We start from the raw sequence: 15,373 nt of genomic DNA on the forward strand, positions 1-15,373 counted from the left end.
CTAAATCTACAAGCTAAAGGAACGTTTAACAAGAGAATCTATTATTTTTTTACTAGCCACAAATCTATCTCAATTTCAAACATACGGCTCCATGGACAAAACAAATTAAATTGAGATAAGGTAATGTTCTTAAAGCTATTTTTGATCGTTGTTCGATATTCTAATAAAATATTTTTTTTAATTTCTTTTTGTACAATATGGTCTTGATTATTTAAATCAAAATAATTTCCATCTAAAGTAGGAAGTAATGTATCAGTAATCTCCTTCCTGACTTTAGACTGATAAAATGCATCATCAAAAATATGATATAATAAATTATTTTGTATTTCTAACGGGCATTGATTTTCATAGCCGAATACTCCCGCCGCAATCGATGTTCCTAATGTATTTCCGTTTGTATTCCATCCCTTATAGGAAATAAGTTCATCTAGTACATTATAATCGTCCAAGTATGAAATTAGCTCCAGATCACCACCATTGGCGAAAGCACTATCAGCTAGAACTACTGGTTTATCCAGTTGAGCCCAGTCGCAAATTTGTTGTGCAAAATACCCTAAATGACGGTAACTGCTGTAAGTAACATCTTTATGCTTCTGATTAGATGCTTCTTCCATTACAAATCCTGGAGCATTGATTGCCAATATAAAATCAGCTTCTTCTGGCTTCTCAGTCACTTGACAGCCAGAGGCTAAAACGTGTGCTTTCACACTTTCATGCATAGGTCTATCTTCATATAATGGAACGATATATGGACCGTTTGTTGAACTATAAAAATAATAAATTAGTGGCTTTTGGGATAATAATTTATTTAACATTCGTGCTAATAGTGTATCTCCTACTTCATCTGCACCTGGGTATACCATTACCTTTTGTTGTAGACGATTTTCCTCTATAAAACGGTATACTATACTTTGATCTTTAGCCGTATAACCAAAAATGGACGCATCGTCTTGAGGAATAGATAAAAAATCAATGATTCCTTCATCTACAAGGCCCAACAACTGAAGATTAACTTGTCTATTAAATTCACGTCTGAATTCATAATCTTGAATGTACGCACTTGGAATTGCTGCACTTGCTTGTTTCAATTCATTCTTTTCTTGATCATTTATACCAGTGCGATCTTTTTTATCTTGCAAATACGCACGACGAAATAATTCCCTTCCATATTGTGCATAATAATCAGGCTCCTCATCAGAAGTACTAAATTTTGGTGTACGCATAATAAGGTTAGATACATAAATAGGTATTAACGGATATAATTCACGTAATTTTCGAAACATATCAATTCGACTTTTTCTTTCTTCCGCAGTTAAATGGTGTAATCGTGATGGTAATAAGCCACCATATATAAGCATTTCTGCAGACAGTACAACTCCATCAACTTTATTTATATTCTTCCATACAAACCCCCAAATCTTATCTACATCCGCAGCCTGTTTTTTATTACCTAAAAACTGCTTAGGTGGTATAATTAATTGCACATCATCTCTAGTACCCACTAAATGTTGGGGATAAATAACATTACATGGTCTTTCATCCAACGGTATATATAAAATAATTGCCATTAATAATCACTCCGATTCCCGATTTTCATCCATAAATGCGCTGATCCCGGCTTCTACTGTCGAAAACACCTCATCTGCTTTCCTTTTTATATTTGTATCAGCATTGGCTACAGCATAAGAAACATCTGATACATCAAACATTGATATATCATTTTCTGAATCACCAATAGCACAAATTTTCGTTGGTTGGAATGAAAAATCTTGTAAAATTCGTTTAATAGCTGCCCCTTTAGATATTCCTTTAGATAGAAATTCAAGGCTACTTGGACTAGTCATTATTGCATCAACCTGTTCACCAAATCTTGTATCAACAACCCCAATAACACTGTCAAATATTTTTTTATTACCAAAAGTCAGTAATAGTGTCGGATGGATGTCTTTTCCGATTTTTCTAATGTATTCCGGATCTATAATAGAATGGTCTATAAATTCAATATTTCCTCCTCTTCGAGGGGAAGGGAAATACCGATAATAAGCATCCGATATTTCCACACGGAGATTGTTATCCCTTAAGTATTTCACTATATCTTTTGCTATTCGAGGATCAATAACTTTTTTCCAAACAAATTCATTAGAATGTTTCCTTATGACAGCACCATTTTGACTAATCCGATATGCTCCCTGAATATCTAGCTTTTTCTCGATATATTTAATGTCATGATCCAATCGACCCGTTGCAATGATAAACGTGCCTCCCTTTCTTACAAATTCCCGAACAATTGCTATTGTCTTAGCATTTAGTTTACCTTTTGTCCCTAGTAAAGTCCCATCTAAATCACAAATTATTACTTTATTCATGGTTCTCCTCCAACCTATGCAACCATTTTCACTTTTTCCTAGTGTTCAATATTCGTCATTTTGTTCGCAGCCATTACAAAAGGTAAATATATTATGACAGAAATGCCAATTAATATAATAGAGAGAACGGCTGCCCGCCAATCCCCTGCAGTTGAGAGAAATGCTGACAATACAGGTGGCGTAGTCCAGGGGATGAAAGCGACGGTTTTAGAAATAAGTCCTAAACTTGTAGCTAAATAAGCGATGTTTAAATTCACAATAGGGACAATGATTAATGGTATGGCCAAAATTGGATTCAATATGACTGGTAATCCAAACATTAGCGGCTCATTAATATTAAATAAACCTGGGATGAAAGCAAATTTGGTAACTTCTCGATAGTCTTTTCTTCGGGAAGCAATTAAAATGGCGATCATTAATCCAAGAGTAAATCCGCCGCCGCCCAGCATGGCAAAGCTGTCAACAAATGGCTTCGTTACAATATTTGGAATATCTGCCCCAGCCTGAAGAGCATTAATATTTTCTTGTATGGCGCCATATAATGAGGGATCTTTTATGGGACCAAGAACAAAAGTACCGTGTATTCCAAGCGACCATAATAGATTTTGAACAAACATAATAACACTGATCCCAATTTCACTTTGAATTGCAAAATCCAATGGAGCTTGGATCAGTTTAGAAACCAATTCTTGTAATCCAAATCCGAATAGTGCATTTGATAAAAATACAAGAATCGCAAAGAAAGTTAAGGTCAAAAATGCTGGTATTAGTGCGCTGAACGATTTTCCTACTGCTGGTGGAACCGAATCAGGCATTTTGATTTGTAACTTTTTTTTACTTTTTAATCGTAAAAAAACTTCAGTACCTAAAAGTGCTGCGATTATAGCAAATATTAACCCCGTCGCAGAAGTATCATCCTGACTAAAAACACCTGTGACATTGACAGCTTCCTCGCTGCCTTCTGGAGTAATTTGTATGACATTTGGTAACATGGTTATTAGTACAGCAACGGCCATGGCTCCAGAAATAACACCATCCTCGTTATAACTCACAGCCAATTTATAAGCTACAGTAAATGCGATTAAAATGGAAAGAATACCAAGTGTTCCATTGTTTATTAGATCACCAATTTCCTTATAATAGCTTAAATCAACAACACCACCGAGTATTCCATCTTCTGGGTCTAAAATGACATTGTTAATTAATATAAAGAATGATGCCACAATAACTAAAGGAATGATTGTAATAAATCCTTCTTTAACAGAGCTTAAATGACGTTGATTAGAAAATTTATTTGCAACAGGCATAAGCCATTCTGCAAGTTTATTCGCAATCCTATTCATATTCCTTTCCCCTTTACATTAAACTTCTATTCCTCATTCCCCTCTACTACTTCTAAAATATCTTCTAAAACATTGTCTGCACGCATCATCCCATAGTCTTTCTGCTTAATTACTCTTACAGGAAATCTACCAGCTGCCACTTCCACCATACTTTCTTTCATAAAAGCCACTTGAGGTCCTAGCAACAACAAATCATAATTATTTTTTCTTGCTAAAGTTTTTCCCTCATTCATAGAAACTGCTTGTATAGATAGATCAATTTGTTTTTCCACAGCTTCGTTTTCAATCTTTTGAACCAGCATGCTAGTGGACATTCCAGCACTACAAGCAACTAATACATAATACATGTTTATCCCTCCAAAAAATTTGTTCAATTATTGTTTGTTATCACTCTGACGTAAATCAATTATTTCCTCAGACAAGTCTCTAGCCAACATCGCTGTCATTAAATGATCTTGAGCATGCACAAGTAAAATTGACAGGCTCGATGATCCTCCTTTTGCTTCTTCTTGCATCATATTTGTTTGCACTTTATGCGCTTTTTCCAGCTCCTCATCGGCTTCTTTTAACATTTCATTTGCATTATCAAAAAACTGCAGACGTGCAAGTTTCAACGCTTCCATTACTTTACTTCGAGCATTTCCACTGTATAGAATAAGATTAAAGGCGATTTCGTTAACTTCCATTGCTGACTCCTTTATCAATTTATTATTTGATTCTGAACTTCTGTATTCTTCTTTTCTGAAACCCATTCACATCATGAGTTTTACCCGATATCCAAGCAATTTTATCATTGATAGTCCTTATCGCTTTTGTCGATCCCATCTATCTTTTCAGAAAATTTTTCTGTTATATATTGTGGTCTAGTGATAGCGCTTCCCACAACAACAGCACAAGCCCCAAGTTCGATTGCCTTTTTTGCTTTATCAGGTGTATCAATATTTCCTTCTGCAACAACAGGGATATTAACCTTGCCAACGATCTCTTGTAGTACATTAAGTGAGGTTTCATCTTCAGACCTCGCAGTATAGCCAACCAGGGTCGTCCCCACAATATCCACGCCAAGCGCTTCAGCGTTTATGGCTTCTTCAACCGTTGATACGTCTGCCATCAATGTTTGAGAAGGGATTTGCTCTTTTACCTCGCTTATAAAAGATGCAAACGTTTGGTAACTGGGCCGGAGCCTATCGGTCGCATCAAAAGCGATCACATCAACTCCTTCTTCATACAAAGCATTTACTTCCGTAATAGTGGGAGTGATAACAACATCGCTATCTACATATGACTGTTTGATGATCCCGATCAACGGCAAATTTACTTTTTTCTTAATAGCTTGGATATCCACCACACTATTGGCACGAATTCCTCTTGCCCCGCCACGGGACGCCGCCAGTGCCATTTTTGACATGATATATGAACTATGAAGTGGTTCATCCTTCAAAGCTTGACACGATACAATTAACTTTTTACTCATTATTCAACTCCATTCGGCCTATTAAAATATTCAAATTACTATCATTTACGATTTGCTATATTATAGCTTCACCCCTTTCACCTCTTGTCACTTCATTGAAAAGAAATTTCAAACCCAGCAAACGTTTCTGTGATTTTCCACCCGATGGAATCCGAATGAAACCGCTAACATAAATACTTTAACTACTTCTAATAATTTAATTGAATACTAGCATATTGATAAACTATTGTCAATAATTCATTTATTATGGAGTTGTGCTCCATAATGATAAATATATTTTTGTGCGTTAAAATTTATTATGGAAGATTAAAGTCAGGAGGATCGATTATGGAATATTCATTAAATGACAACTCCATTAACTTAACCATGTTGATGGAGCAAAAGAAAAATCAATTTACCAAATCCGAGCTTAAGCTCTACCGTTACATAACGGAAAACTTCGAAGAAACTTTATACGAGTCGCTGACGGGAATTGCTAATGCCTGTCATGTCGGTGATGCAACTGTTTTGCGATTTTGTCGCAAACTTGGCTACAAAGGCTATCAGGATTTCAAGTTGTCACTAGCGAGAGAACTCTCCACCCACCAAAAGGAAGATCATAACGAAACTTACACCAGGAAAGTGCGGAACAATATGACCCAGGCAATTGAAGACACATATACATTGATCGATAATGATCAACTGCAGCAAGCAATAGACAAAATTCACCATACCCAAACTGTTGTTGTTTATGGTGTCTCGTCATCAGGTATTGCCGGACTAGATATGCAGAACCGACTGATGCGCATCGGGAGAAATATAGAAATCATTACTGATTCGCACAACCAGATGATCCGCTCCAATTCCGCCGATCAGGAAACGGTTATTATTGCTATCAGTCTGACTGGAAGTACTAAAGATATTGTTGATGCCGTCGAAAATGGGAAAAAAAATGGTGCCACAATTATTGCCATCACGAACTATACCGAATCACCCTTAGCCGATTTTGCTAACATTATCCTTTTGACATCCGCGAAAGAAAACCCGTTGGACAGTGGATCACTCGTATCAAAAATATCACAACTGTTTGTGATTGATCTTTTGTGTACCGGCATCACTATGAAGAATCGTGAAAAGGCGGAAAAAACAAAAGGATTGGTCGCAGAAACAATAGCGTCCAAGTTATATTGATGACTCGAAGTATTACTGCCTTAGCGATCAAGTTAGAAGGTGAAAAGACGCATGGATAACATGCAATTTTCATATGGATATGATTTTCTTTAGTGTAAAATATATAGGAATATTTTTACATTTTTTATTAAAATTAAGAGAATGAAAAATAATAGCAAAAAAATGCCGATCATCAAAAAAGATGATCGGCACTTTTTTCATCCATCGCCGTGAATTAGTAAGAAATGGGTCCTATTTTCGATAATATCCTCATACTTTGTGCTTTCCACTGTTATCGTTATTAATTAATACACTAATATACCTATCTATTGTCTGGTAGGTTTTCCAATAAGACGAAGTTGCTCTGGGATAATAGGCATCTCCACATAAGCACATGCATAATTTGCTGGCGTTACTGAAAGCAAGTTTTTATGATAAGACACATTCCATTCTTTTATGCCACTCATTTCTCTCTAATCCTTACCTCCCGCTAATTTCACCTTCCCTACTTAAAAGCACCTTTCCCTAAATAAAAGACCATAGCTAAAGAAATTAAAACCATTTTCTATCCAGTAAATCTATCAAATAAACCCGAATAATGGAATCGACGTCGACCCCCGCTGAAATCGTACCTGCTCTTGCTTGCTTTATCTTCCAAAAATAAAACAGTGCGCAAAAACCCTCCACATAGAATTCATTTTGTGGATCTTTTATATCCAAATCATGAATATGATAATGAATCCGGTGCTTATGCTGCCTGAAAAAAGTTTCAAATGAATCCTCCTCTAGTCGATGCATATCCTATCTCTTTTCTGAAAAACCGGCCTTTCGAATTGTACTATAGTCATTCCTACAATCGGAAAGGAATCCTGTCCGGTGGCAAACAAATACATTTTCGATTCATGGAAAGCAGATCAAAAGCTGACGCACAAATTTTTCTAGAGCAATTCGATCAAACGTAGTCAATGTAGTTAATCGAAGCCTCCCCCATTCCAGCCACGGCAAAAATAAATGACGGAATTTTGCTATATGCAAGCAAATAACATCCAAGTTCAAAACCAATACAAAGTGTAATCGATCCAATACTATAAATGAACACTTTCCGACCTTGCTCACTTCTACTGGTAATGTTCTATTCATCTGAACAATGAATATAATAATACGAGCACAGTAAGTAACTTCAATAATCCAATTAGAAAAACTTCATTTTTATTTAACGCCCATGTCCACATTAGAAAATTTCAATTTTAAGTCAAGGGGGATGAATATAGTGGCTGATAATGATAATAAAGCAAATAATAACAAAGCAAACAATCATCTAACAGAAGAAGAACAAAGATTTGATCCAAGTCGACGTCGATTCATGAAGAATACCGGTATTGCCATTGGAGGAGTGGCAGGTGGTTCATTATTAGGGGGACTTTTAACAAATCAATTTACAACAAAAGAGTCCACTGCTCCCGATAGTGGAGAATCTAAAAATACTCCTGCCGAAGCACGTATGTTTTTTACTAGATATGAAGATTTTGCAGTTTTAGAACAAGCGACAGAACGTATTTTTCCAGAAGATGATAATGGCCCTGGTGCTATTAAATTAGGGGTTCCTTATTTTATTGATAAACAACTTGCTGGTTCATGGGGAATGAATGCAGAAGATTATAGGTTAGGTCCTTTTCTGGAATCTAAACCCGATGCTGATCTTGCCAGACAAACTCGGGGGGAACTCTTTATTAATGGACTTCGCAAAATGAACCAATTAAGCAATAAACGTTTTGGAACCTCATTTGATGAAGCAGAAGAAAATCAACAAATTGAAATATTGAAAGACTTTGAAGACGACGAAATAGATATGAAGGGGGTAAGTTCGAGTGGTTTCTTTGATTTGCTTCGTCAGTCAGTTTTAGAGGGAGCATATTCTGATCCATTGTATGGAGGGAACAGAAATATGGAAGGTTGGAAAATGAAAGAGTTCCCCGGCCCTGTCCCTTCCTATATCGATATAATAGAAGAGGAAGACTTCATTAAAATGGATCCTATAAGCTTAACAGACTATCAACAAAAATCTTAAAAAGGAGAGAAAGCTGTGGCTAAAAAATTGAACAAGGTCGACGTAGTCATCGTTGGAACAGGCTGGGCAGGGGGGTGACAGCTGCCGAACTAGCAAAAAAAGGGTATAAGGTTCTTGGGTTAGAACGTGGTAAAGACCAAGATACAGAAGACTTTATTGGTTCAAAAGATGAATTACGTTATAGCGTACGCGGCGAGATGTATTCAGATCTAACAAAGGAAACTGTCACGGTACGTAATAACTCTGATGAAACAGCTTATCCTAAACGGGCTGACCAAGTTACTGGTGGCACTGATACAGGCGGGACATCTGCCCATTTTAATGGATATATTTATCGTTTTTTTCCTTATGATTTTGAAATAAGAAGTAAAACAATTGAAAAATATGGTGAAGACAAGATACCGGACGACATGACTGTACAGGATTGGGGAATTACGTATGATGAAATCGAACCATATTATGATAAATTTGAAAAAGCAATTGGGGTTTCCGGTTCTAGTGAAGATATGCCTCATGGACCAGAACGTTCAGATGAATATCCAAACCCTCCAATGAAAGATACGCCAATGTTAAATTTATTTAAAAAGGCAGCCAGAGAACTTGATTTACATCCCTATCATATACCATCAGCAAACATGTCACAAAACTACGAAAACCCAGATGGAGAGACTCTAAATGCTTGTGTGTATTGTTCATTTTGTGAGGGTTATGGGTGTGATTTTGACGCCAAGGCGAGTCCAATTAATACAGTCCTAAGAACCGCTAAAAAAACGGATAATTATGAAGTAAGAAATCACGCATATGTGAATCGAGTGGTGCACGATGGTGATAAGGCTACAGGCGTACTTTTTACGGATACTCAAACTGGTGAGGAATTTGAACAACCCGCAGATGTTGTTGTATTGGCTGCATTTGTATGGTCTAACACACGCCTAATGCTCCTATCAGAAATTGGAAAACCGTATGATCCTGAAACCGGACAAGGTGTTATTGGAAAAAATTTCACAGGCCATTATCCGGAGTTAACTTATGATTATGTTGATGGTTTTTTTGAAGATAAGAAGTTTAATAGTTTCGCTGGTGCTGGTACACTGGGGGCCGCAGTTGAGGATTATGGTCCTGAACAATTGGATCATTATGAACTAGATTTTTTGCATGGCTTTAAATTAACGATATTACAATCGGGGAATAGACCTATAGGGAGTAATAATGTCCCAGAAGGTACACCTTCCTGGGGCAAGGAGTTCAAAGAAAAGTCCTTGCATTATGCAAATAGGCACATAGCAATGACGCATCATGAAGGTGTCCTACCTAGAAAACATAACTATTTGGACTTAGACTCAAATTACAAGGATGCTTTTGGAGATCCACTACTTCGTACAACTGTTAAATATACTGACCAAGAGCGCAATCTCATGAATTATGCCAATCAAAAAGCTAAAGAATTAGTAGAACAAATGGGGGCAGACATTATAGACGTTCCCGAAATTAATGAAGATACAGAATATGACGGTCCAGCTGGAGGTTCTCATTTTGGAGGCGGCGTAATCATGGGGGATGATCCAGAAACATCAGCAGTAAACAATTACTCACAAGTATGGGATATGGAAAATCTATTCGTAGTGGGATCATCTGCCTTTCCGCACTTTGGCAATGCTAATCCATCTGGCACTATCGGAGCTCTTGCCTACCGTGCGGCCGAAGGTATGATTGAATACTTAGAAGGCGATGGTGGTCTATTAGTTGATCCAGTAGAAGAAAAAGAAGAAAGCAAGAGCTAAGATCATAGAACGAAAGAGGATAATTGGGATTGGATCAAATTAGTTTCTATAGCTTAACTCCCTTTTTATAATAATATTGATCATCCCATTCGATCCACGAAAAATAGGACATCTTACGGACAGACGCTGAGAGGTTCCAAGAAATTAATGCATATATAGTAGTAGCTTATAGGGGCGGCCATTCGGTCTCCTCCTTTCTTTTAAGAATCATCATTCTAGAGAAGGTAGGATGGATATGAAGGCAGGAAAGCATTTACTTATTCTCACGTTATTTATTTTTCTTAGTATGTTGCTAAGTGCCTGCGGTGATAAAGTGGAAACAAACATGTCTGAACCAATGGCGGAATTTTCATTTACAACACAGGATGAAGATATACTAAGTTTAGATGACCTCAAAGACGAATGGTGGGTTACGTATTTCTCATATACGAACTGTAGGACAGTGTGCCCCCGAACCACGGCTAATATGGTAGACGTACAAAACGAGCTGAAAGAGGATGGTCTACACCCCAAAATCATTTCGTTTAATGTCGACCCTGCTAATGATACACCAAATGATTTAAAAGCGTACGCCAAGGAGTACGGAGTGGATCTGAGTACATGGGATTTTTTAACCGGTTATGATTTTGAAACAATTCAAGAGATATCAAAAAACAGTTTCCATGCCGGCTTAGAGGCTGGAGCAGCTGATCAGATATCACATAGCTTTATGTTTTACTTAGTTAATCCGGAAGGGGAAGTTGTCAAAAAATATGATGGAATGAGCATGGATGAACTTGATACGCTAATAGAGGATGTGAAAACAGTTATGAAATGAAAACTACATGAAAGGAAAATCCATAGATATTGTGAATCGAAACATTAAGATTGTCAGTGGAATACGTATACAAATACATAACAATAGATATACCATTACCACAAAAAGCCCCATTAACCATAAAGTAAATGGGGCCTTTTCCATTATTCTATGCTTGAAAAAGTCTTCAGCCTACGTTGCTTTTGCATCCGACATCAGTTTCTTTTCACCTGGAAGAAACAATGTGATGATCGAAGCGACGATTGGAATAATGACAAACAGATCAAAGACCAAACTAACTCCAAAGTTATCAGAAATCCATCCCATGATAGTGGAACCAATACCGCCGGCTCCAACTCCGAAACCGATCATGAGTCCTGAAGCCAATCCAATATTGTTAGGGAGCATCATTTGTCCATAAACAACGGTAACTGCAAACGAAGACAACACAAAAAAGCCAAAAAGAAACAAAATAATAATCGCCATCACACCAGTGGCTTGTGGTAATATCCAAGCAAATGGAATTGTTAGAAACATCGAACCGAATAAAAGCCACTTATGACTAATCGTATCAGAGAACTTTCCACCAAAGAATGTACCGACAGCGCCAGCCGCCAGAAATAGAAACGTGTATAAATCTCCAAGTTGCAATGGAATATCATTTTGCAAATAAAAAAATGGTAAAAATGCTGCCATTCCAATTTGCGTCCAGGAACGTAAAATCACGACTGACGTTAAGCCGACTAGGCCGGGAAGATTTCGTTTGCCATGAATCGTTTTTTTCTTGCTATTTTGACTTTCTCTCAATTTCTGTTTATACCATGGCATGATCTTCATGATAATAAGCACGCCCACAAGACCAACTAAAGCAAACCAACCTAACCCTTTAATCCCTGTAGCTAATAGGAATAATGGGATCATTAAGGGACCTGCTGCTTGACCAAAATTACCGCCAACCTGGAAGATGGCCTGTGCGGTCCCTTTGGCTTCGCCTGCAGCTAAATGCGCACCACGGGAAGCCTCCGGATGAAAAATACCGGATCCCAGACCGGAAATAGCAATCATGACGAGTAACAAGGAATAGGTTGGCATAAACCCAGTTGCCGCCAATCCCAATCCAGTAAGAAAAACCCCCAACGGGAGAAACCAGGTTTTTGGATTCTTATCCGTAAATTGTCCAAATAACGGCTGCATAACCGATGAAGTCAGATTCGAAACCAAAAGAATGGCCCCAGCTTGTGTATAGGATAAGTCAAAAGCATATTTATATAATGGTAACAGTGCTGGAACAATCCCTGAAGTCATCAAATCATTGATAAAATGTGACGTGCCCAGACTATACAGTTCTCTCTTCCCACTTACCAATTTTTTCTTTAAAACCGACTCCATAAACATTCGCCTCTCTTTCTTCAGGGACAGAGCAATTCGATCAAAAGTTTAAGATTCATAGCGCTGATGTACCATATAACCATATAACCACGATTACTATAATAACACTCAATGAATATATCATGACCATTAATTTATGGAACACAGAACCGTTTATAATATATTGTTTGATGTATTCCTTAAAGCTTTTTTTATGTTCTTTAGAATCATGAGGAGGTGGAGGATATACAACATTAATCCAATGCACAATCGAAACTCCAATAGCAGTAGCCAATATTGTCATAACTGTTGGCATCTCCTTCTGGAATAAAGAACTGAGAAGATAATATAAAATATAAAAAGCAGGAAAAGACAGGATAGGGATAAAGAGAAAATGAAAGAATTTTTGTTTCCTGGTTAATTTCTCCTGCATCGTCACTCCACCTTTCACTATGGGACACAGGGACAGGTTCCCTGTCCCAACTTTTAACTTTTATTGATAATTGACAATAGCGGGAGCTGGATCAAGTTGTAACACTTCTTCTGGCTCAAGCAGCGGATCGTCATTCTGGTAGAACAATTTAAAACCGCCATACTGGATAGGTTGGTTCCGCACCAGTTCTCTGTAAGCATCCATTTTGATAGCCGGATCTCCAAAACCATCATAGTTTAGCGGGACTTGCACGTTCTCTGTTGGCTTGATTTTATCCTTATTAGTCACGATACCATCGCCAAATTGGTGGACAAGCACCATCTTATCAGGCAAATTGTTTTCCTCTACCATCGCATCCACATATTCAACAGCTTCCTGTATATCCTCTCCATCAACTTCACCTAAATCTTCTCCAGGGATTTCACCTTCTGCTACACTGTACTCGGTATCAATGGCTAAATGAACATGGGGTAGTTTCAGATAAGATTCCACTTGTTTTAATTCATCCATCACGGTACTCTGCCCCAACTGAATATCCAACATTAACAATGCATCATTTTCTTCCGCCAATTCCACGTATTCATCGATCGTATCTGTTGACGGCTCCGCAACATATGTACCATCCGGCCCCGGCGTTCGCTGAGCAACGGTAGCAATGAGTTCAATGGTTGGTACAGCAGGACGATCCGGATCTACGTCGGAATAAGCTGCCGTTTGTTCTTTTAATTTTTCCATCATTTCTTCCGGCTCATATTCTCCAAGAATTCCCATATCCTCTGATCGTGGTGTCCCGTAGAAAGCAACCAGTCGATGATCATTTAACGGCCCATCGGAAAGATCCTCTTTACCATCGGATAATACTTCTCCTACAGGAACAGAACGTTCGATGGATTCATCATGCGCTTCCTCATTAGGCAAGTTTTCTTTTTCATCTTCTTCATAATGATCTTCTAATGATTTCGCATCTTTTGATGGTTCAATGGGCTGAAAAGGTTTTTGATTCACTTGTTTTTCTTGTTCAGATTCCTGATCATTGCTGTCCTTATCCCCAGACTCTTCTTCCTGTTCCTGTTCCGACTGCTCTTCCGATTGTTGATCATCCTGATCTGTCGCCGTTTCACTATCACTGCATGCTGCCAAAATCATGATTGTCATTCCCACAAGCAAAATAAAGATAGGGTTTCGTTTCCCCATGTTTTCACTTCCCCTCTGCTAAACAGTTTACATATATTTTTGATAGCTCTATGATGATAGATTCTCGTCTCATCGTCAACTTTTGTTATTCCTGGAAAAATAAAGTATCCATGTTATTATTTATAGAAAATCCTTTCTGTAAATAATAACATGGATATCTGAGGTGCCGTTTTTGGGGATATTACAGTATTCCTTAAAAATTCTTAGAACATTAGATAGACGTGAAATCAACCAATAAAAAGAAGCAAAAACATCACCTGCTTTTACTCCTCTTAGTTTACATTACTCCATTTCATCTTCACTGAATTCCCATTCAGCCAACGTCGTAATTTGATCCCAATTTGTTCCAAATGCAAAATGATAATTATCTGCTGTTGTCTCCATATCAAACACGTAGTTACCTGTTATCGAATCTCCTGGTGCCAGTTCCCCTTCGATAATATCAATAGCAGCGATTCCTTCAAGAAACTCATTATCCACAGAGCCTTTATATTCATTAGAATCCAATTCTCCCAGTGTAGGGGTGAATGTAGCCTCTGCAGCAAATGACTGATCATCAACGTTTTCTATCGTGACATCTGCCACTATAAATACTTCACCAAACAATTGAAGATCATCTAGACTTTCTTCATAATGAAGACTATTTAACGTAACTTCATATGTATAATCTTCTTTTGAACTCACTACCGTACCTGTCTCTCCGATTTGAAGACCTCTTTGGTGTTCTACATATTCATTACTACTACTTTCTTCCTCATCAGAAGATATCTCCCCTTCATTTGTTTCCGAGGCATCTGTTTCTCCATCATCTGCATCAACCGTCGCTGTTTCTTCTTCCTGCTGAACGGTATCCTCTGGTGAATTTGTTTGTTCCTCAGAATCATCACTGGAACAAGCCATCAAAAACAGCCCCATAACTAATAACAAAATGGATATTATTATTGTTTTTTTCATACAAGTCACCTACCCCAAAATTTTTTGCATCAATAACATGACCTTGACCTGAATTCTCTGTAACGATTCCACCTAAACAAAAGGACCAGAGTAAGCCACTTTCTGTTATTCACCACCATCCCACCAGCTCATTTTCGCCTTTCGACATAAGATCATAATTGGAACGATTCGATATACAACTTGCGTTATTGTATTTCATCGGCTGATTATTCATGATTTCGCATAAAAAAACTGCTTATTTACTTATCTACAACAACCCAATCTACCTTTTTACAAAAGTAGGATTGATATTCTTGAATAAAATCATGATTATCATCAGCGCCCACAAACTGTTCTACTTGCTTTGCCTCCTTCCCCGAATTTCTACAACATATATTATACATGAATAGCGATTCCAGTAAAGTAAAAATTTCCAATATTTTTTATAAAAGAAGCAGCAGGCTTTCG

Annotated in this window: 16 protein-coding genes; 4 read left to right on the plus strand and 12 right to left on the minus strand. The window is 37.6% G+C overall.

The genetic code is table 11. The features are described 5' to 3' along the window. Positions 1-41 precede the first annotated feature (41 nt). The 6 genes from KFZ56_RS15785 to KFZ56_RS15810 all read right to left on the minus strand — a co-directional run bounded on the left by KFZ56_RS15785 (position 42) and on the right by KFZ56_RS15810 (position 5,183). Positions 42-1,568 carry a DUF4127 family protein gene (locus tag KFZ56_RS15785; RefSeq protein ID WP_222642956.1) on the minus strand — a complete coding sequence of 509 codons (1,527 nt, stop codon included), beginning with the start codon at positions 1,566-1,568 and terminating at the stop codon, positions 42-44. 6 nt (positions 1,569-1,574) lie between these two features. Further along, positions 1,575-2,366 (minus strand): HAD family hydrolase, encoded by a 792-nt coding sequence (locus KFZ56_RS15790; protein WP_222642958.1) that lies wholly within the window; start codon positions 2,364-2,366, stop codon positions 1,575-1,577. 38 nt (positions 2,367-2,404) lie between these two features. Beyond that, entirely contained in the window at positions 2,405-3,709 is a 1,305-nt protein-coding gene (locus KFZ56_RS15795; RefSeq protein ID WP_222642960.1) for a PTS sugar transporter subunit IIC, read from the minus strand. 26 nt (positions 3,710-3,735) lie between these two features. Beyond that, the gene (locus tag KFZ56_RS15800; protein ID WP_222642962.1) at positions 3,736-4,056 is read right to left on the minus strand and encodes a PTS sugar transporter subunit IIB; all 321 of its coding nucleotides are present in this window, start codon (positions 4,054-4,056) and stop codon (positions 3,736-3,738) included. Positions 4,057-4,083: 27 nt separating this feature from the next. Beyond that, positions 4,084-4,395, minus strand: coding sequence for a PTS sugar transporter subunit IIA (locus tag KFZ56_RS15805; RefSeq protein ID WP_222642963.1), 312 nt, complete (start codon positions 4,393-4,395; stop codon positions 4,084-4,086). A gap of 104 nt (positions 4,396-4,499) precedes the next feature. After that, positions 4,500-5,183, minus strand: coding sequence for an N-acetylmannosamine-6-phosphate 2-epimerase (locus KFZ56_RS15810; protein WP_222642965.1), 684 nt, complete (start codon positions 5,181-5,183; stop codon positions 4,500-4,502). Positions 5,184-5,510: 327 nt separating this feature from the next. On the opposite strand from KFZ56_RS15810, the gene KFZ56_RS15815 reads away from it, so the two are divergent. After that, positions 5,511-6,353 (plus strand): MurR/RpiR family transcriptional regulator, encoded by an 843-nt coding sequence (locus KFZ56_RS15815; RefSeq protein WP_222642967.1) that lies wholly within the window; start codon positions 5,511-5,513, stop codon positions 6,351-6,353. Positions 6,354-6,658: 305 nt separating this feature from the next. Here KFZ56_RS15815 and KFZ56_RS15820 read toward each other — a convergent pair whose 3' ends face one another. Beyond that, positions 6,659-6,799, minus strand: coding sequence for a hypothetical protein (locus tag KFZ56_RS15820; RefSeq protein WP_222642968.1), 141 nt, complete (start codon positions 6,797-6,799; stop codon positions 6,659-6,661). Between the two features lie 85 nt (positions 6,800-6,884). Next, the gene (locus KFZ56_RS15825; RefSeq protein ID WP_222642969.1) at positions 6,885-7,130 is read right to left on the minus strand and encodes a hypothetical protein; all 246 of its coding nucleotides are present in this window, start codon (positions 7,128-7,130) and stop codon (positions 6,885-6,887) included. Positions 7,131-7,602: 472 nt separating this feature from the next. Here KFZ56_RS15825 and KFZ56_RS15830 point away from each other — a divergent pair, with 472 nt between their 5' ends. From KFZ56_RS15830 to KFZ56_RS15840, 3 genes are all read left to right on the plus strand, one after another. Then, entirely contained in the window at positions 7,603-8,400 is a 798-nt protein-coding gene (locus KFZ56_RS15830) for a gluconate 2-dehydrogenase subunit 3 family protein (protein ID WP_309228314.1), read from the plus strand. Between the two features lie 74 nt (positions 8,401-8,474). After that, positions 8,475-10,181 (plus strand): GMC family oxidoreductase, encoded by a 1,707-nt coding sequence (locus KFZ56_RS15835; RefSeq protein ID WP_446053749.1) that lies wholly within the window; start codon positions 8,475-8,477, stop codon positions 10,179-10,181. A 235-nt stretch (positions 10,182-10,416) separates the two neighbouring features. After that, on the plus strand, positions 10,417-10,998 hold the full coding sequence (locus KFZ56_RS15840; RefSeq protein WP_222642971.1) for an SCO family protein: 582 nt from the start codon (positions 10,417-10,419) through the stop codon (positions 10,996-10,998). 171 nt (positions 10,999-11,169) lie between these two features. Here KFZ56_RS15840 and KFZ56_RS15845 read toward each other — a convergent pair whose 3' ends face one another. From KFZ56_RS15845 to KFZ56_RS15860, 4 genes are all read right to left on the minus strand, one after another. After that, the gene (locus KFZ56_RS15845) at positions 11,170-12,366 is read right to left on the minus strand and encodes an MFS transporter (RefSeq protein WP_309228315.1); all 1,197 of its coding nucleotides are present in this window, start codon (positions 12,364-12,366) and stop codon (positions 11,170-11,172) included. A 55-nt stretch (positions 12,367-12,421) separates the two neighbouring features. Beyond that, positions 12,422-12,778 carry a hypothetical protein gene (locus KFZ56_RS15850; protein ID WP_222642973.1) on the minus strand — a complete coding sequence of 119 codons (357 nt, stop codon included), beginning with the start codon at positions 12,776-12,778 and terminating at the stop codon, positions 12,422-12,424. 60 nt (positions 12,779-12,838) lie between these two features. Next, a complete protein-coding gene (locus KFZ56_RS15855; protein ID WP_222642975.1) occupies positions 12,839-13,972 on the minus strand; it encodes a hypothetical protein in 1,134 nt (377 codons plus the stop codon). Positions 13,973-14,254: 282 nt separating this feature from the next. Then, entirely contained in the window at positions 14,255-14,926 is a 672-nt protein-coding gene (locus tag KFZ56_RS15860; protein WP_222642977.1) for a DUF4352 domain-containing protein, read from the minus strand. Between the last annotated feature and the right edge of the window lie 447 nt (positions 14,927-15,373).

The sequence above is a fragment of the Virgibacillus sp. NKC19-3 genome (assembly GCF_019837165.1).
Lineage (GTDB): Bacteria > Bacillota > Bacilli > Bacillales > Amphibacillaceae > Virgibacillus_L > Virgibacillus_L saliphilus.

What these genes read in the sequence shown, in the direction of transcription:
- KFZ56_RS15785 (WP_222642956.1), bottom strand. Translation starts at nt 1,568, where the DNA reads ATGGCAATTATTTTATATATACCGTTGGATGAAAGACCATGTAATGTT.
- KFZ56_RS15790 (WP_222642958.1), bottom strand. Translation starts at nt 2,366, where the DNA reads ATGAATAAAGTAATAATTTGTGATTTAGATGGGACTTTACTAGGGACA.
- KFZ56_RS15795 (WP_222642960.1), bottom strand. Translation starts at nt 3,709, where the DNA reads ATGAATAGGATTGCGAATAAACTTGCAGAATGGCTTATGCCTGTTGCA.
- KFZ56_RS15800 (WP_222642962.1), bottom strand. Translation starts at nt 4,056, where the DNA reads ATGTATTATGTATTAGTTGCTTGTAGTGCTGGAATGTCCACTAGCATG.
- KFZ56_RS15805 (WP_222642963.1), bottom strand. Translation starts at nt 4,395, where the DNA reads ATGGAAGTTAACGAAATCGCCTTTAATCTTATTCTATACAGTGGAAAT.
- KFZ56_RS15810 (WP_222642965.1), bottom strand. Translation starts at nt 5,183, where the DNA reads ATGAGTAAAAAGTTAATTGTATCGTGTCAAGCTTTGAAGGATGAACCA.
- KFZ56_RS15815 (WP_222642967.1), top strand. Translation starts at nt 5,511, where the DNA reads ATGGAATATTCATTAAATGACAACTCCATTAACTTAACCATGTTGATG.
- KFZ56_RS15820 (WP_222642968.1), bottom strand. Translation starts at nt 6,799, where the DNA reads ATGAGTGGCATAAAAGAATGGAATGTGTCTTATCATAAAAACTTGCTT.
- KFZ56_RS15825 (WP_222642969.1), bottom strand. Translation starts at nt 7,130, where the DNA reads ATGCATCGACTAGAGGAGGATTCATTTGAAACTTTTTTCAGGCAGCAT.
- KFZ56_RS15840 (WP_222642971.1), top strand. Translation starts at nt 10,417, where the DNA reads ATGAAGGCAGGAAAGCATTTACTTATTCTCACGTTATTTATTTTTCTT.
- KFZ56_RS15845 (WP_309228315.1), bottom strand. Translation starts at nt 12,366, where the DNA reads ATGGAGTCGGTTTTAAAGAAAAAATTGGTAAGTGGGAAGAGAGAACTG.
- KFZ56_RS15850 (WP_222642973.1), bottom strand. Translation starts at nt 12,778, where the DNA reads ATGCAGGAGAAATTAACCAGGAAACAAAAATTCTTTCATTTTCTCTTT.
- KFZ56_RS15855 (WP_222642975.1), bottom strand. Translation starts at nt 13,972, where the DNA reads ATGGGGAAACGAAACCCTATCTTTATTTTGCTTGTGGGAATGACAATC.
- KFZ56_RS15860 (WP_222642977.1), bottom strand. Translation starts at nt 14,926, where the DNA reads ATGAAAAAAACAATAATAATATCCATTTTGTTATTAGTTATGGGGCTG.